18 protein-coding genes are annotated in these 16,995 nt (G+C 65.4%); 12 read left to right on the top strand and 6 right to left on the bottom strand.

Translation table 11 applies throughout. The annotated features are described in order from the left end of the window. Nucleotides 1–91: 91 nt before the first annotated feature. Nucleotides 92–1,906 carry a cobaltochelatase subunit CobT gene (cobT, locus tag H8M03_RS10090; protein ID WP_187479312.1) on the bottom strand — a complete coding sequence of 605 codons (1,815 nt, stop codon included), beginning with the start codon at nt 1,904–1,906 and terminating at the stop codon, nt 92–94. 208 nt (nt 1,907–2,114) lie between these two features. Here cobT and H8M03_RS10085 point away from each other — a divergent pair, with 208 nt between their 5' ends. From H8M03_RS10085 to H8M03_RS10075, 3 genes are read left to right on the top strand one after another with little or no spacing between them, the layout of a single operon-like run. Then, nucleotides 2,115–2,615, top strand: coding sequence for a hypothetical protein (locus H8M03_RS10085; protein WP_187479311.1), 501 nt, complete (start codon nt 2,115–2,117; stop codon nt 2,613–2,615). 26 nt (nt 2,616–2,641) lie between these two features. Next, nucleotides 2,642–4,492, top strand: a complete 1,851-nt coding sequence (locus tag H8M03_RS12915; RefSeq protein WP_187479310.1) for a M10 family metallopeptidase C-terminal domain-containing protein — start codon at nt 2,642–2,644, stop codon at nt 4,490–4,492. Between the two features lie 52 nt (nt 4,493–4,544). Next, nucleotides 4,545–5,024 carry a hypothetical protein gene (locus tag H8M03_RS10075; RefSeq protein WP_187479309.1) on the top strand — a complete coding sequence of 160 codons (480 nt, stop codon included), beginning with the start codon at nt 4,545–4,547 and terminating at the stop codon, nt 5,022–5,024. On the opposite strand, the gene cobS is transcribed toward H8M03_RS10075, so the two are convergent. Then, a complete protein-coding gene (cobS, locus tag H8M03_RS10070) occupies nt 5,021–6,025 on the bottom strand; it encodes a cobaltochelatase subunit CobS (RefSeq protein ID WP_187479308.1) in 1,005 nt (334 codons plus the stop codon). The genes H8M03_RS10075 and cobS overlap by 4 nt on opposite strands. Before the next feature lie 45 nt (nt 6,026–6,070). Then, entirely contained in the window at nt 6,071–6,721 is a 651-nt protein-coding gene (locus H8M03_RS10065) for a winged helix-turn-helix transcriptional regulator (RefSeq protein ID WP_187479307.1), read from the bottom strand. A gap of 87 nt (nt 6,722–6,808) precedes the next feature. Between H8M03_RS10065 and H8M03_RS10060 the strand changes: the two genes are divergently transcribed. Genes H8M03_RS10060 through H8M03_RS10030 form a run of 7 tightly spaced genes read left to right on the top strand, consistent with a single transcriptional unit; the run spans nt 6,809 to nt 11,268 of the window. Continuing rightward, entirely contained in the window at nt 6,809–7,255 is a 447-nt protein-coding gene (locus tag H8M03_RS10060; RefSeq protein ID WP_425506845.1) for a VOC family protein, read from the top strand. A gap of 1 nt (nt 7,256) precedes the next feature. Then, nucleotides 7,257–7,934 carry a glutathione S-transferase family protein gene (locus tag H8M03_RS10055; RefSeq protein WP_187479306.1) on the top strand — a complete coding sequence of 226 codons (678 nt, stop codon included), beginning with the start codon at nt 7,257–7,259 and terminating at the stop codon, nt 7,932–7,934. After that, complete coding sequence (locus H8M03_RS12985; RefSeq protein WP_187479305.1) at nt 7,931–8,659, top strand: DUF1428 domain-containing protein; 729 nt, start codon at nt 7,931–7,933, stop codon at nt 8,657–8,659. The genes H8M03_RS10055 and H8M03_RS12985 overlap by 4 nt, the downstream gene beginning before the upstream one ends. After that, nucleotides 8,656–9,450, top strand: coding sequence for a VOC family protein (locus tag H8M03_RS10045; RefSeq protein WP_187479304.1), 795 nt, complete (start codon nt 8,656–8,658; stop codon nt 9,448–9,450). The genes H8M03_RS12985 and H8M03_RS10045 overlap by 4 nt, the downstream gene beginning before the upstream one ends. A 12-nt stretch (nt 9,451–9,462) precedes the next feature. Beyond that, a complete protein-coding gene (locus tag H8M03_RS10040) occupies nt 9,463–9,957 on the top strand; it encodes a VOC family protein (RefSeq protein WP_187479303.1) in 495 nt (164 codons plus the stop codon). After that, entirely contained in the window at nt 9,950–10,621 is a 672-nt protein-coding gene (locus tag H8M03_RS10035; RefSeq protein ID WP_187479302.1) for a dihydrofolate reductase family protein, read from the top strand. Before H8M03_RS10040 ends, H8M03_RS10035 begins: the two co-directional genes overlap by 8 nt. Next, a complete protein-coding gene (locus H8M03_RS10030) occupies nt 10,618–11,268 on the top strand; it encodes a glutathione S-transferase family protein (RefSeq protein WP_187479301.1) in 651 nt (216 codons plus the stop codon). Before H8M03_RS10035 ends, H8M03_RS10030 begins: the two co-directional genes overlap by 4 nt. Here H8M03_RS10030 and H8M03_RS10025 read toward each other — a convergent pair. Next, a complete protein-coding gene (locus tag H8M03_RS10025; protein ID WP_187481037.1) occupies nt 11,235–11,819 on the bottom strand; it encodes a J domain-containing protein in 585 nt (194 codons plus the stop codon). The genes H8M03_RS10030 and H8M03_RS10025 overlap by 34 nt on opposite strands. 58 nt (nt 11,820–11,877) lie before the next feature. On the opposite strand from H8M03_RS10025, the gene H8M03_RS10020 reads away from it, so the two are divergent. Continuing rightward, a complete protein-coding gene (locus H8M03_RS10020) occupies nt 11,878–12,159 on the top strand; it encodes a BolA family protein (RefSeq protein WP_187479300.1) in 282 nt (93 codons plus the stop codon). A gap of 12 nt (nt 12,160–12,171) precedes the next feature. After that, entirely contained in the window at nt 12,172–13,023 is an 852-nt protein-coding gene (locus H8M03_RS10015; RefSeq protein WP_187479299.1) for a hypothetical protein, read from the top strand. 36 nt (nt 13,024–13,059) lie between these two features. Here H8M03_RS10015 and H8M03_RS10010 read toward each other — a convergent pair whose 3' ends face one another. Both H8M03_RS10010 and H8M03_RS10005 read right to left on the bottom strand, forming a co-directional pair. Continuing rightward, nucleotides 13,060–16,083, bottom strand: a complete 3,024-nt coding sequence (locus tag H8M03_RS10010) for an autotransporter outer membrane beta-barrel domain-containing protein (protein WP_187479298.1) — start codon at nt 16,081–16,083, stop codon at nt 13,060–13,062. A gap of 250 nt (nt 16,084–16,333) precedes the next feature. Further along, a complete protein-coding gene (locus H8M03_RS10005) occupies nt 16,334–16,948 on the bottom strand; it encodes a DUF6445 family protein (protein WP_187479297.1) in 615 nt (204 codons plus the stop codon). Nucleotides 16,949–16,995: the final 47 nt, after the last annotated feature.

Here is a 16,995-nt window from a genome sequence, read left to right as displayed (position 1 = left end):
TTACAGACGGCGGGGCAAAATCGCTCCCAGATAAACCCTCGCGTCGCGTAACGAGGGCGGCCCGGCACGAGCAATCGTGTCGGGCCAAATTTTATGCCCCCTCGAACAGGCTGGCGAGCTGGTCGGTCATCGCTCCGCCCAATTGTTCGGCATCCATGATCGTCACTGCCCGCTTGTAATAGCGGGTCACGTCATGGCCGATCCCGATCGCCGCCAGTTCGACCGGCGATTTCTGCTCGATCCATCCGATCACCTGCCGCAAATGCCGTTCCAGATAGGTGCCGCCATTGGCGGACGCCGTCGAATCGTCGACCGGCGCGCCATCGGAAATGACCATCAGGATGCGCCGCTCCTCGGGCCGCGCGATCAGGCGGTTGTGCGCCCACAGCAGCGCTTCCCCGTCGATATTCTCCTTCAGCAATCCTTCGCGCATCATCAGGCCAAGGTTGCGCCGTGCGTGACGGTACGGCTCGTCGGCCTTCTTGTAGACGATGTGGCGCAGGTCGTTGAGCCGCCCGGGATGGGCCGGACGGCCCGCCGCCAGCCACGCCTCGCGGCTTTGGCCGCCCTTCCACGCCCGAGTGGTGAAGCCGAGAATCTCGCTGGCCACCCCGCAGCGCTCCAGGGTCCGCGCGAGAATGTCGGCACAGATCGCCGCGATGGCGATCGGACGGCCGCGCATCGATCCGCTATTGTCGATCAGCAGCGACACCACCGTGTCGCGGAATTCGGTATCGCGCTCGACCTTGTAGCTGAGCGAGTGCGCCGGGCTGACCACCACCCGCGCCAGCCGCGCGGCATCGAGCAGCCCTTCTTCCTGGTCGAAGTCCCAGCTGCGCGCCTGCTGCGCCATCAACCGCCGCTGCAAGCGATTGGCAAGCCGGGTGACCACCGCGTGCAATCCGCCGATCTGCTCGTCGAGCGAGGCGCGTAGCCGGGTCAGCTCCATCTCGTCGCACAGCACGTCAGCCTCGATGATCTCGTCGAACTGCCGCGTGAATTCCGTGTAATCGGTTGCCGGCGCGGGGTCCCAGTTGCGCCGCGCCTGGCCGGGCACGCCGCTGTCGCCATCCTCCTCGCCGTCGGACATGTCGTCGTCGTCGGATTCGAAGTCCTCGCTCGACTGTTCGTCGTCGGACTGGTCGTCGCCCTGCTCGGCCCGCATTTCCGCGTCACCGGACTCTGGCGCGCTGTCGCCCTCGTCCTCGCCGTCTTCGCCGCTGTCGTCCTCGCCCTCGTCGTCGCCATCCTCTTCCGGCGCATCCTCCGCCTCCTCGGCGGCGCTTGCCAGGTCGAGGTCCTCGAGCAACTGCCGCGACAGCCGGGCGAAGGCCGCCTGGTCGTCAAGCGTCAAGGCCAGGCCGTCGAGGTCGGCCGCGGCCCGGTCCTCGATCCACGGCTCGACCAGTTCCAGGCCCGGCCGTGCCGAGGCAGGCGCGGCGTCGCCGGTCAGCCGCTGGCGGGCAAACAGCCCGACGGCGGTCGCCAGCGGCACTTCCTCGGCACTGCGGGCGCGAACGATCGCATCGCCGCGCACGCGCGCCTCGGTCAGCTGGGCAAGGTTGGCCCGGACGCCGCTCATCGCCCGCGCGCCCAGCGCCTCGATACGCACCGTTTCCAGCGCATCGAATACCGCCCGCGCCTCCGGCTCCGCGGGGGCCAGCGAATGGTGCAGCCGGGGATCGTGATGGCGCAGGCGAAGGGCCGCCGAATCCGCCGCGCCGCGCGCTTCGGCGACCAGCTTGGGCTCAAGTCCAGCGCCCGGCGAGGGCACCCGCGCGGCGCGCCCGGCCGGTGAGGCCGTGTCGGACGCAAATACGACTTCAAGCTCGGCATCGCGCGCGATCGCCCGCGCCGCGCCGGCCAAGGCGTTACGGAAGCGATCGAGGCGCGTCTGCTCGGGCATCGATCAACCGGTTACCGCCATTTGACGGTCGAAGCGAGTTCGCGCCGGCCAGAATTTTTTTCCTGCGGCAAATGGCTTGCCGCCCCATAGCGGCAGCCGATTTATGTCGGCAGGACAACACTTTAGCTCGCGGCAAAGCCATTGACATGGTTAAGAAATTATTGCTTCTGGCGCATTGCGAATCGCATTTCTGGGGTGGGGAATTCGAATGTTCCGAGTGGGACTGTCCGCGAGCGCGGTCATCATGGGATCAACAGCAGCTATGGGCAGCACACCGGCGCCGACTATGATCGGCGTGGAGCGCGTGGTGATCGCGTGTGACTTCGATTCAACGATTTCAGCATCATTGCGCGACAGCGTGTGCGGACAGCTTGTCAAGAAAGCCCAGCGGCTGACTAGCCTGCCGGTTTCCGCCGCGACTGCCGCAGATACCAAGTCGCCCGATCTTGCCCGCCTGTCGCAGCAGCTTTTGCTGCGCGTGAAGGTCAGCAGCGTCGCGGTCGATGACCGGCGGCAGACCATGAACCTTCAGGTGACGCCGGTCCGTCTGGCAATGCCGCAGGGTGAGATGGAACCGCTGCAGGCCACCGCCTCGCTAGTCAAAGTTCAGAGCGACTGGGTGCTGCAAGGCCCGGTCGAAGCTTTCAACACGCTTCTCGGTGGCGCGCCGAGCAAGCTTCATCGGCCAATCGTGTCGGACATCCAATAGCGCCTTTTCGGGAGGGATAATTCGCAATGCCTGATTACTTGTACGAGATGGACGACGATTTTTTGCCGACGCAGAATAATTTCGACCAGTATGTCGGCGTGTCAGACGCCTCGGCCGATCCCTATGCAGGGACCACGGCCAATAACGGGCTCCCGATCTGGACGCCCGAACAGGCTGCCGACAACCTTACCCGACCGGGCGTGGACTGGACCTTCGGTAATAATGGCGCGCTCGACGACGGCGTCCTGACGTTCGGCTTCTGGGACTCTCGTGTCCAAGCGCTCAACAGCTACTATGGTGAGATCAGCGAGGACGGCTACGTTCTGACGAACGATCAGGTCTATCTCTACCAGGGCTATTTCGCGAGTTTCACCCCGGCGCAGCGGGCGATGGCAACGCAGACCATCCAGCTGTGGGACGATCTCATCGACATCGAAATCCGCGCGGCGGATTCGGCGCCCAATGCCGACATCACGTTCGGCTTCACGCGGATGAGCGCGTCGGCCGGTGCGCACGCTTACTATCCGCAGGAAGAAACGCTCGCTTCCTACGGATTTGAAGAAGCCGGCCGTCAGGCTGGCGACGTGTGGGCCAACATCCAATACCAGGGCAGCTTCTCGGGCGCGAATGCCCAGATGGGCGCCTATGGCTGGTTCGCGATCACTCATGAACTCGGTCACAGCCTCGGCCTGGCCCATGCCGGCGATTACAATGCCAGCACCACGCCCCCGCCGATCACCTACAACAACCACGCCTATTTCTTCCAGGATTCGCAGCAGTACACGATCATGAGCTACTTCAGTGGCACCGTGACCGGCCAGGCCGCGATCAACTGGAACACCGGCTCGTTCGTGTACGCGCAGACCCCGGCGCTCCACGACATCCTTGCGGTGCAGAACCTGTATGGCGCGGATTACGAAACCCGGTCGGGCGATACGGTCTACGGCTTCAACAGCAATGCCGACCGTTCGGTGTTCGACTTCACCCAGAACACCAACCCGATCGTGACGATCTGGGACGGCGGCGGGAACGATACACTCGACCTGTCGGGCTTCACCGGCGACAACCTGATCGACATCAACGAAGGCGCGTTCAGCAGCGCCGGCAATGCGATGACTGACGCTCAGCGGGCTTATTGGGGCGAGTATTTCGGCCTTGAAACCGACGCCGAATTCGACGCCTTCTTCGCCAATAACGGCGTCGGCCCCGATGGCCGGCCGGTCGACAACATCGCCATCGCTTATGGCGTGACGATGGAGAATGCGATCGGCGGTTCGGGCGATGACCGGATCATCGGCAACGGTGCGAACAACCGTCTGGTCGGCAATGCCGGTAACGACATCATCAGCGGCGGCGACGGCATCGACGTCATCACGCTGGGTGCCGGTAACGACGTTTTCGTCGGCGAGCAGGGCACCAAGGTCGCAACCAAGAAGGGTTCCTTCTCCTGGGACGTGATCACCGACTTCGACGCCAACGGCAACGACGTGATCGACCTGTCCGGTCTGGGCGCGTTCACCTTCAAGGGTACGGCCAACAACAAGAGCGCCGGCGATCTGACCTACAAGGTGTTCGACAGCATCAACGGCGCTGAAAACGCGCTGGGGATCGACATCGACGGTCAGCCCGGCGCAGGCGCCGCCGGCCCGGTAACGGTGGTGTACGGCAATACCGACGGCGGCTCGGCCGACTTCGTCATGGTCCTGCTCAACACCAACGGTGTCGATGCCGACGATTTCGTGTTCGGGTCCAACGCGACCGCGGCGCGGAATCTGGCCGCGACCAGCAGCGCACCGGCAGTCGCCGCCGCCAGCTTTGCTGCTGCCGACCTTGCGATCGCGAACGACTTCCACGTCGGTCACGATTACATCTTCTAAGTAAAGCGATCGAAAATGGGGCGCTCCGGCATCGGCCGGGGCGCCCTTTTTCATGCCCGCCCAAGATGCGAGCCGCCACCGGCTTGCCAAGGCTGCTGCCCGCCCGCAGGATGGCGTCAAAGGGGGCCGCGCCGTGCGTAATCTGTTCCGCAATGCATTCGTCCCGACCGAAAGCGAATATCGCGCCAATCACGCCGGGATGAACACCTTCTTCGGCGCGGTGCTGGGCTTCGTGATGGCGGGTACAGAGCGCCTCGACACCGTTGAGTTCGCGGCCCTGCTGCTGCTCGTCAGCGGCATCGTCATCGCGATCCTCTACGTTTCGGCGAGCCGTTCCAAATACATCTACGCCGGTCTGGCGGTGGCGATGACGTTGTCGCTGCCGCGCGTGTTCCGGCCGGTGCTGGATGATGGCGAGTCCATACCGCAGCATCTCATGGCGACACTGATCGTGTGGACGATGATGTCGCTGTTTGTCGAAGCGGTGCCACGGCGCCCCGACGAGGAGCCGGTGCCGCCGCCCGCCCCCTAAACCTTGGCGACGATGCTTTCGGGCAGGTCGCTGCCGAACACCCGCTGGTAATATTCCGCGACGATCGCGCGTTCCGATTCGTCGCACTTGTTGAGGAACGACACGCGGAAGGCGAAGCCGACATCGCCGAAGATCAGCGCGTTCTGCGCCCAGCTGATCACCGTGCGCGGGCTCATGACGGTCGAAATGTCGCCATTGACGAAGCCCTGGCGGCTGAGCTCGGCGACCTTGATCATCTTGTCGACTGTGCCCTTGCCGTCCGGGCTGTCATATTCGCCCGACTTGGCGAGCACGATCCGCGCCTCGATCTCGGCCGGCAGGTAATTGAGCGTGGTGACGATGTTCCAGCGGTCCATCTGGCCCTGATTGATCGCCTGCGTGCCGTGATAGAGGCCGGTGGTGTCGCCCAGCCCGACGGTGTTGGTTGTCGCGAACAACCGAAACCACGGATTGGGCCGGATCACCCGGTTCTGGTCGAGCAGCGTCAGCTTGCCTTCGGTTTCCAGCACGCGCTGGATGACGAACATCACGTCCGGCCGTCCCGCGTCATATTCGTCGAACACCAGCGCCACCGGGTGCTGCAGCGCCCACGGCAGCAGGCCTTCGCGGAATTCGGTCACCTGCTGGCCGTCGCGCAGCACGATCGCATCGCGCCCGACCAGGTCGATGCGGCTGATGTGCGCGTCGAGGTTGATCCGGATCAGCGGCCAGTTGAGGCGCGCAGCGACCTGTTCGATGTGGGTCGACTTGCCGGTGCCGTGATAGCCCTGGACCATCACCCGGCGGTTGTTGGCGAAGCCCGCGCACACCGCCAGCGTGGTATTGGCGTCGAACACATAGGCCGGGTCGAGGTCGGGAACGCGCTCGTCCGCCTCGCTGAACGCCGGCACTTCCATGTCCGAATCGACCCCGAAAACCTCGCGCACCTTCACCATCCGGTCGGGCGCGGTCATCACCGTTTCGGAGCGGCTTTCGGGATTCACATTGGCAATGTCGTTCATCGTTCGGCCCTTAGAGGAGGCTGCGCCCGCGCTCAATGTGCCGGATCAGTAGGCCTTCGCCGGCAGTGGGAAGAGCGTGAAGAAACGCTTGGCGAGCGCGACGTCTCCCTCCACCGAAATAAGGTCGATCGGCGCCCCGTTATAGATCACGCCGGCCAGCGCGTGGGGTGTCGCGGCGATGCGCACGTCGCTGCCCGGCGACGGCGCGCGCGTGACGGCGAATCGCCCGTCGCCCAGAACGCCGGTGTAAACGATGTCGCCGAAGCTGAATTCGAACGTCCCGGACAGGTCGCCCGCGCGCCCCGCATCGATCATCGTTTCGAGCGACATCATGATTGCTGCATGGCTGAGCGGCAGGGTTGGGTCGTGCTGCGGACTGCGCGCCGCCCAGCGGCCGAGCTGTCCGATCACGGTCGCAGCTTCCAGGGCCCAGGGCGTCGCTTCGTACACCTGCACCGAGGCCGGCGGCGGCAGCTTGCGCCGCACCACCAGTCCGCGCCGTTCGAGTTCGGCCAGCCGCTGGGTGAGCACGTTTGCGCTGATCCCCGGCAGGTCGGCCTTGATTTCGGAAAAGCGGCGCGACCCGTAAGCGAGTTCGCGCAGGATCAGCATCGACCACCGTTCGCCGATCAGGTCCAGCGCGTGGGCCAGTCCGCAGGCGTCGTCGTACCGCCGTTTGGTCTCGCCTTGTCCCATCTTGGTTATAACTTCTAACTCCTCAGTTGCTTTTTATAACTGAGTCGCGCAAAAACGCAAGCGAATCGAGTCGCCATGGAGGGAAGAGTGGACGCCGATACGATGATTTTCGTGAACCTGCCGGTCGCCGACCTCGACCGATCGATCGCCTTCTATGAAGCGATCGGCGGTACGAAGGAGCCCAAATTCTCTAACGATAAGGCGGCGATGATCCGGCTCAGCGGGACCATCCACGTCATGTTGCTGGCGCACGATTTCTATCAGGGTTTCACGCCCAAGCCGATTGCCGACGCCCACGCCACCAGCGCTGTGCTGCTTGCGATCTCGGCCGGCAGTCGGTCTGCCGTGGACGCCGCGATCGACCGGGCCGCTGCCGCGGGCGGCAAGCCCGACATCGGGCCCAAGCAGGAAATGGGCGAGATGATGTACGGCCGCAGCTTCGAAGACCCGGATGGCCACCATTGGGAAGTGATGTGGATGGATGAGGCCGCCGCCGAGCAGGGCGCCGACAGCTTCGAAAGCGTGGGTGCTTAAGATGCCGCTGAACGACGATGCAGCGATCGAGATCACCGGCTTTGCCTGGGTCCCGCCCTTTGCGCAGGGCGTGGTGCGCGACCTGCGCGCGCGGTGGGCGCTTGAGGAAGCGGGGCTGGACTATCGCGCCCGGCTGTTCGGCCAGCAGCGGCCGCCCGAATATCTGGGCGAGCAGCCGTTCGACCAGGTGCCGGTGCTGCGCGACGGCGATGTCCAGATTTTCGAAACCGGGGCGATCGTACAATATATCGCCGAGAAAGCTGGGGTATTGCTCCCCGCCGACACGGCCGGCCGCTATCGCGCTATCCAGTGGAGCTATGCCGCGCTCAACAGCGTCGAGCCGTCCCTGCTCAACCTCGTCCTTATCGACCTTTTCTACGCCGGGGAGGAATGGGCCAGGCTTCGCCGTCCCGGCGCTGCGGACTTCGCCCGCCTCAAGCTCAAGCGCGTGTCTGACTGGCTGGGCGACAAGGATTATCTCGACGGCGCCGAATTCAGCATCGGCGACCTGATCATGACCACCGTGCTGCGCGGCGTGCGCCACACGGACATGGTCGCGCAATTCGACAATCTTGCCGCTTATGTCGCCCGCTGCGAGGCACGCCCCGCTTTTCAGCGCGCGCTGGCCGACCAGATGCAAACCTATCGCGAAAACGAACCGGAAGGAGCAGCCGCATGACCTATTTCGAGGGCTTCGTGACGCCAGTCCCGACCGCCAACAAAGATGCGTATCTGGCCCATGCGCGCGAAGCGTACGACCTGATCCGCGAATTTGGCGTGACGCGGATGGTCGAGACGTGGGGCGACGACATCCCCGAGGGCAAGCACACCGATTTCCGCCGCGCGGTCGAGGCCAAGGACGGCGAATCGGTGCTGTTCAGCTGGTTCGAATATCCCGACAAGGCCGCGCGCGATGCGGTCAATGCCCGGATGATGGAAGATCCGCGCATGGAGCAGATGTCCAAGTCGATGCCGTTCGACGGCAAGCGCATGGTCTATGGCGGGTTCGCCAGCATCCTCGACGAGGGCGAGGGCGGCGGCGGGACCTACACGGACGGCTTCGTCCTCGCAGTGCCCGATGCGAAAAAGGACGAGTATCGCGCGCTTGCGGAAAAAATGGCCAAGGTCTTTCGCGAACAGGGCGCGCTGCGCGTGGTCGAAGCGGCGTCGGACGACGTCAAGCACGGCAAGCAGACCGATTATTATCGCGCGGTGAAGGCCGAGGACGGGGAGCATATCGTCTTCTCTTTCATCGAGTGGCCCGACAAGACGACTCGCGATGCGGCGTGGAAGACGAACATGGAAAGCGATTCCGCACCCGACGAACCGATGCCGTTCGACGGCAAGCGCATGTTCTGGGGCGGCTTCGAACCCGTGTTCGACAGCAAGGAGGACAAGGCGTGAGCGGGGGGTTTATCTGGTACGAGCTGATCACGCCCGACCCGGCAGGTTCGAAGGCCTTCTACGACTCGGTCGTCGGCTGGGACATCGATGCGCAGTCGTCGGTCCCCGGCGACACCGAATATCGCATGATCAAACGGTCGGACGGCGGCAATGCCGGCGGCGTGCTGACGCTGACAGATGCGATGCGCGACCATGGCGCTCGGCCCGTGTGGCTCGGCTATCTCCACTGTGACGACGTCGATGCGACCGTCGCCGCGACCGAGGCCGCCGGCGGCAAGGCGTTGATGCCCGCGACGGACATGCCGGGCGTCGGGCGCATCGCGATGGTCGCCGATGCGCAGGGCGCGCCCATTTACCTGATGACGCCGACCCCGCCTCCGGGCACGCCGGCCGATGCGAAGAGCGATGTCTTTTCCGTCGACCAGCCGCAACACGTCCGCTGGAACGAGCTTTCGACCAGCGACCAGGACGCGGCGATCGACTTCTATACGCGCACCTTCGGCTGGACCCAGGAGGGCGGGATGCCGATGGGCGAGATGGGCGATTACAAGTTCATCCAGAAGGACGGCGTCGCCATCGGTGCGGTAATGCGCAAGCTCGACGCGATGCCGGTGTCCTTGTGGACCTATTACATCGGCGTCGACGACATCGACCGCGCGGCGACCGCGGTTGCCGACGGCGGGGGCAAGGTGACGATGGGCCCGGACGAAATCCCCGGCGGCGAATATTCGCTGATTGGCACGGATCCTCAGGGCGCAACGTTCGCCCTCGTCGGCCCGCGCAAGAGCTGAAGAAGGAGCGACATGGACAAGCTGACGACGGTGCTGTGGTTCGACCATGGCGAGGCGCGCAAGGCCGCCGAATTCTATGCCGCGACCTTTCCCGACAGTTCGGTCGGCGATGCGATGGCCGCGCCCGGCGATTATCCCGACGGCCACGCGGGCGACGAGCTGACGGTCAACTTCACCGTCCTCGGCCGCGCCTTTTCGGGCCTCAACGGCGGCCCCAACTTCACCCCCAACGAATCGGTCAGCTTCATGGTCGTGACCGAGGACCAGGCCGAGACCGACAAGTATTGGAATGCGATCGTCGGCAACGGCGGGCAGGAAAGCGATTGCGGCTGGTGCAAGGACAAGTGGGGCTTTTCCTGGCAGATCACCCCGCGCGTCCTGCTGGAGGGCAATAGCGACCCCAACCCCGCCGTCGCTAAGCGCGTGTTCACGGCGATGATGAACATGAAGAAGATTGATGTCGCCAGGATCGAGGCGGCGATCGCGGGCGAGACCGAAGATGCGTAAGATCAAAGCAGCGGCGTTCGTTTCGCTTGATGGGGTCATGCAGGCCCCGGGCGGTCCGACCGAGGACCCGACCGGCGGCTTCGACCAGGGTGGCTGGCTCTTCAAGATCTGGGACCCGGGCATCGAACCCACGCTGGGCGAGCTGTTCTCGGGCGATTATGACCTTCTGCTCGGCCGCCGCACCTACGATATTTTCGCCGCTTACTGGCCATACGCCAAAGGCGACAACAAGCCGATGAGCGAGGCATTCGACCGCGCCAACAAATACGTGCTGACCCGCGGCGACCAGGCGCTGGAATGGCAGAACAGCCACCGGCTTTCGAGCATCGATGAGGTCGCCAGGGTCAAACAGGGAGATGGCCCGGACATCATCATCCAGGGGTCGAGCACGATTTACCCCGAACTGCTTGCAAAGGGCCTGATCGACACGCTCACGTTGATGACCTTCCCGGTCACGCTGGGGTCGGGCAAACGCCTGTTTAGTGACGGCACGCCGACGGAAAAACTGAAGGTGACCGATCACAAGGTTACCGACCAGGGCGCCGTCATCACGACCCTCGTACCCGCCGGCGACTTGCCGCCCTACCCGCCCGAAGGCCCGATTCCGTCCACCAGCCAGCGCGAGGCGGACCGGCAGCAGCGCATCGCGGACGGCACCTGGTGAGCCTCACGCTTTACGCGCACCCGTTCAGCTCGTTCTGCTGGAAAGTGCAGATCGCGCTCGACGCCGACGGCACGGCTTACGAGTATCGCAACGTCGACCCCGCGCATCCCGGCGTGATGGACGAGTTGAAGGCGCTGTGGCCGCTCGGGAAATTCCCGCTGCTGGTCGATGACGGCGAGGTCGTCGCGGAAACCAGCTGCATCATCGAGCATTTGCAAGTCCGTCATCCCGGACCCAACGTGTGGATTCCCGAAGGCGATCTGGGCCGGCGCGTGCGCTTTCTCGACCGCGTCTTCGATCTTCACGTCCAGGGCAACATGCAGCCGAGCGTCAATCACGCGATCTGGCCCGACGGCGAGGGCCTGCCCGCCGAGCGCGGGATCGCCGCGCTGCGGCTGACCTACGATTGGCTGGAAGCGAACCTGCCGGACGCCCAATGGGCCGCGGGCGACGCGTTCACCATGGCCGACTGCGCCGCCGCGCCCGCCTTGTTCTATGCAGACTGGGTCGACCCGATCGGCGACACGCGCCCCCGCCTGTCCGCTTACCGGGCGCGGCTGCTCGCCCATCCGGCGGTGTCGAAATCGGTCGAGGGCGCGCGGCCCTATCGCCCCTATTTCCCGCTTGGCGCGCCCGACCGCGATTGAGCATCGGTGAAGGCCCGCGCGGTCTTCAACGTCTGCCACGCCTCGATCACCCGGCCGAGCTCGCGTTCCAGGCTCCTGTCGCCGCCGTTGCGGTCGGGATGGAAGCGGCGGACCAGCTTAGAATATTTGGCGCGCACGTCCTTCAACTCCGCGTCGTCGCCAAGGCCAAGGACACTCAGCGCCTTGCGCTCGCCGGGCGTGAAGCGCTGCGGCGGGCCACGGTCGGCGGTGCGGAAACGCGCGGCAATCGCATCGAGCGGGTCGGCGAAGTCGGCCCACGCCGGGGCTGGGTCGGCACCCGCATGGCGAAACCGCCGGCTGGGTCGGTCCCAGTCGGCCAGCGGCCGCTGCGCCTCGGTGATCTCCTCCGGGCTCATGCCGGTGAAGTAATTATACTTGGCGTTATGTTCGCGGACATGGTCGAGGCACAGCAGCCGGTAGACGCCCGGCCCGTCGAAGCTGGCGGGCAGGATCGGCGCCTTATATTCTCCGGGCGCGCGGCATCCCGGGTAGGCGCATTCCGCTTCCGCCCCGTCGACCTTGCCGTGCATCCGTGCGTGTTTCGACGCCACAACTTCCTCGCTTGCTGAACCGGACTATATAGGAGCGATGGACGCACCTGCCACCGGCCCCGTCGCACGCGAAATGATCGACCGTTTGCAAGCGCTGGACCCGACGCGGCTGGAGCTGGTCGACGACAGCGAAAAGCATCGCGGCCACGGCGGATACAACCCGTCGGGCGAGAGCCATTTCACGCTGACCATCGAAAGCGCGCACTTCGCCGGCAAGTCGCGAGTCGAGCGCCAGCGGCTGGTCCACCGGGCACTGGGCGAGATGGTCGGCGAGCGCGTCCACGCCTTGTCGATCAAGGCACGGGCGCCGGGAGAATAAGGGGGGAGAGCGATGAAGACGTGGCACAAGACCGTGGCGTTGGGACTGCTTGCCGCGGGCTGCTCGCAGGGGCCCGATCGATCCACTGCCGACGACACCGTGCTGGAGCGCGAACCGCCGGCCATTTCCCCGACCGCGGCGCCGGGTGTCGCCTTTCGCTACGATTATGTCTTCCAGCTTGCCGATGAGCAGATTTCAGGCGTGCAGGAGCGGCATGCGAGCCGGTGCGAAGCGCTGGGCGCCGCCCGCTGCCGGATTACCGGGATGCGCTTTGCGGTCGATGACGACGACGCCGTTTCGGCCAGTCTCGAGGTCAAGCTGGCCCCGGACATCGCCCGCGCGTTCGGCAAGCAGGCGACCGCCGATGTCACCGTTGCCGACGGCAAGCTAAGCCGCACCGAATTCAGCGGTACCGATACCGAACCCGTCACCAGCGAGGCTGGCCGCCGCGAAGCCGACGTTCGCCAGCGCATTGCCGACCTGGAGAAGCAGCTCGCCACCGCTTCCGCGGGTGCGGAGCGGGCGCAGTTGCAGGCGCAGCTGAACGGCCTGCGGTCCGAGCTTTCCGGCGCCCGGGCAACGGTCGCCGACGCACAGGCGCAACTGGCCCGCACACCGATGGAATTCACCTATTTTGGCCGCGGCGGGATCAGCGGGTTCCGCGCCAATCCGCTGCGCGAGGCCGCGCGGATGTTCGTAGCCAGCCTGGTGACGATGATCGACGTTGTCCTGCGCGTGCTCGCCGTCCTGCTGCCATGGCTGGCGCTTGTCGCCCTGGTGCTGGTGGTGGCGCGGACGCGTGCCGGACGCCGGGTGCGCCGCCTGTTCAAACCTGATCGCGACGACGCCGAACCGACCGAATAGGCAGCCGCCGGGAGCGCATCGCCCCCGGCGCGCCGATCAGAAGGGCAGCTGGATCGAGAAGCGCCCGCCGAGCGCGGAATCGCCCTGCTGCTGCTCGGTGTTCAACTCCGCGGCCGCAGTCATCGCCGAGCTGCCGCCGATCGCGCGCAGGCCGGCAAGCCAGCCGCTGGTGCGCTTCTCGGCGACCAGCGTGAACGGCGTCCCGTCGGCGAAACGCACCGTCGTCGGCCCAAGCTCGCCGGAGATGATCTCGCGCCGGCCCGCTTCCAGCTCGATCCGCATCCAGGTTTCGCGATGGTCGAGCGACAGCAGTTCGTAGCCCAGCGACAAGGTCGCGGTCGCGCTGGTCTCGTGGCTGCTGCGGCCATCGACGATCAGGTCGAACGCCTCGCCGCCGCCGCTTTCCGCGAAGCCTTTTTCGGTCAGCTTGTAATGGTCGAGCGCCAGCAGGGGACGAGCCGACATGCGGCCGAACCGCGCATCGTAAGTGACGCCCGCGCCGGCCGAATAGACGGTGCCCTTCCAGTCACCATCGGCTTCGCGCGTGATGACGTCCCCGTCGACGGTGGCGACGAACCTGCGCGTCTGGTCGAACGACACCCGGCCGACGCCGCCGCGGACATAGCCGCGCAATGGGCCCGTGCCGCCGCGCCAATAGGCGCCGGCCTCAAACTCGTTGCTGCCCAGGTCGTTTTCGCCGCGGTTGTCGCGACCGGCGTGATAAGCCAGCGACAGGCCGGCGCTGCCGAGCTTGCCGACGGCCAGTTCCGCGCCGCCCGAAACGCCCCAACCGCTTAGCTTGTAGCCGGAGGTCGAGCCGATCGACTTGGTGCGGGCCCAGCCGACCTGCTGCAGCCACACGCTGAAGCGGCCCATGTCCGCCAGCTGCAGGTTGGGATCGGCCAGGAAACGCGTCGCCAGGCGGATGCCGCGGGTCGCCGTTTCGAACGTCCCGCCGGCGTGTTCCGGCAGCAGCTGCTGCAGGTTGGCCTTGAGCTTCTCGCTGTCTTCCACGCCCAGGAACACCGACGCGATCGGCTGGTCGTTGTCCGCGGCCGCCAGGATAGCATCGATCGCCGTCGCTTCCGACGCATTGAGGCCAAGCTCGGCCGCCGACTTGCGGTCGATGTCGAGCGTCACCGTCCCGTTTGCTTCCGAACTGGTCAGCGAGGAATTGAACAGGAACGGCAAGTCGATCGACGTGCCGAGGTTCGATCCGCCGACCAGCGTTCCGGCATCGACAATGGTGTAGCTGCCGGCCGCGCTGCCGACCTTTTGCAGGTTGACGACGACGCTGCTTCCGGCGCCGAACGACGCGGTGCCGGCAACGTTGTACAAGGTGTTGCTGTTGTCGCCGATAACCACGCCGATGGCGCCGCCGTTCGACGTCAGCGAGTTGAGGTTGACGGTGCCCGTGTTGGTCACGCCGAGCACGCTGCCTGCCCCAAGCGTCACCGCGGTCCCGCCCGAGTTGAGCAGGTGCCCGCTGTAGTTGCCGCCGAGATTGAACCGGTCACTGCCGCCGCCGAAATCGATCGTGCCGTTGATCTTGCCGGTACGGATGTCGAGGAAGTCGTTGCCGCTGCCCAGCAAGATGGAGCCGGTGATCGACGGTGCCGGCTTGCCGGTCGCGCCCGCCGACTGGCGGATCGTTACGCCGGTCGTATTGGCGCTGACGTCGATCGCGGTGCCGGCGCTGATCGAGCCCTTGTTGACGATCTGCCTGACGCTGCCGGACCGGTCGACGATCGCCGCGAAGGTGCCGCCATCGCCGGCCACCGCTTCGATGATGCCCTTGTTGCGGATCGACGTGACATCGGCGCCGGCCCCGATCAGGATGGCCTGCGCGGTCGCGGTGTCGGACCCGCTGGTGCTGGCGCGGACAAGGCCGTCGACTTCGACCGTCGGAACGGTCGCACCGGACCGCACGTGCACTGCGGTCGCGTCCGCCTTTACGGCATTGGCCGCCACTGCCCCGCTGATCGACGCACCGCCCGCGATATCCACCGCGTGGCCCGGCGATCCGATCGAGATCGCCGTGGCGCTGACGCCGTCGTAGACGCCGATGCCGCTGACGTTGCCCTTGAGGACCAGGCCGTAGCCGGTCGATCCAACCTCGCCGATGGCGATATCCCGTGTCGCGGAGCCAATCGCCAGCGCCGGCGCGGCGCCATAGCTGGTCAGCGACCCGTTGCCTTCCTGCGCGTCCGCGATGCCGTCATTATCTTCGTCGGTGTCGTCTTCATCGGTGTTGGCCGGACGGACGTCGAGCAGGATGCCGCCCGCGACATTGCCGCCGACAACCACTGCCGAGCCGCCCTGAAGCAAATCGTCGGCATCCAGCTTCGAAGGATCCGTCGGCGCCTGCGGGTAACGATAGCCGGTCGAGGTGATCGCGCCCTGCAGCGTCAGCGCGCCGCCGACGTCGCCGCCGACCATCAGGCCGACCGCGTTGGCGCCCTGAACGGAGATCGAGCCGCTGGTGATCGCGATGTTACCGCTGACCGATCCGGTGCGGATGCCGACGCTGTCATTGCCCAGGACCTCGACCTTGCCGGAGCTGTTGAGCGACCCGGTCAGCGGTCCGTCGAGCGCGATGCCGGCCGATTGATTGCCTTCGACCAGGATATCGCCGCTGTTGATCACATTGCCGGTGTGCGGGCCGGAAACGCGGATGCCGAAGCGGTTGTTGCCGAGCGCGAACAGGCCATCCAGGTCGCCGTCGTTGTCGTCGTCTTTTTGCGTATAGTCTTCGTCGATGACGATCGAGCCGCTGTTGGTGATGGTCCCATTGGTATTGGGATTGGCAAGGATGCCGATGGCATCGCTGGCGCCGCGAATGGCGATGTCGCCGTCGTTTTCGACGCTGTTGTTGCTGTTCATCGTGACGGCCGTGCCGCTGGTCGGCTTGACCGAGCCGGTTGACGAAATCTTCAGGTCCTGGCCGCTGGTCGCCACCGGGTTCGTCACCGCGGTGCTGATGACTGTCTGGGCCTGGGCCGAAACGGCGGCGAACAGTGCGGCCCCGGACAGGGCCGTCGTCGTGAACAGTACGCGCATTCGAAACCCCCTAGCGCCCGGCATCCACCCGCCAGACGACATTTAAGTCGGACCGGCAAGGACAATCCCGCACCGATTCGCGTGATACATTATGTTTCTTGAAGCGCCGTGACGACAAGACATGTCGTCGCGTTTGCCTCCGGAATCGAGGCGCTAATGGCCTCGCAACCTGAAGCCCAGATGAACGATATTTAAGCCATTGCAACGGTGAGGAAATGCGTGCGGCCGCCGGGTTGCTCGGGACGGCGGTTCAGCGCTGCGCCGCGCCGCGCATGAAGAACATCAGGTAGATCAGCCGACCGTTTTCTAGAGAATCTCCGAAGCCCGGCCCGGCGGTGTGCCAGTAATGGGGCGACAGCAGCACCAACCGGTTAAAGCGCATCGGCACGGTCATCGTGCGTTCCCACTTCGACCGGTCGAGCGCATCCTTGTCGAGGATCTCCCGTTGCAGTTCGCCGTAACTGGCGAAACCGGCCGCTTTTAGCCCCGCTTCGTCCATCGGCACGCGGTCGGTAGCGGTCGGCAGGTGGCGGAAGAATTCGGTGCCGCCCTGGCAGTCTTCCGGCTTGCTCAGGTAAAGAATGCCCGACCAGTGGCTCTGGTCGATGTGAATCCGCCCCGGCTGGTCGTCGGCGGCAAAGGCGACCCGACAGCTGCCGTGCGACCCGCCCTCCGTTTCCAGCGCGCGCACCGGTTCGCGGACCAGCGCGGACACCACCTGGTCGAGGCCTTCGATGCGGATCTTCTGCACCGAGTTGAGGCCGGGAAAGCGGCCTTCCACCTCATAGTCGAGACTCAGCGCCTCGGCGCGGACCTGTTCCGCGTTCCTCAGGAAATCGTCGATGACAATCAGGTGCGGGACCATGTGCGTGGGAGCTTCCGTCCGTCTTGCGAGCGCAGTAGAGCGGCTTG

Source organism: Sphingomonas sabuli (assembly GCF_014352855.1).
Classification (GTDB): domain Bacteria; phylum Pseudomonadota; class Alphaproteobacteria; order Sphingomonadales; family Sphingomonadaceae; genus Sphingomicrobium; species Sphingomicrobium sabuli.
The sequence above is the reverse complement of the archived record's forward strand: the minus strand, read 5'-3'. Positions and strand labels throughout refer to the sequence as shown.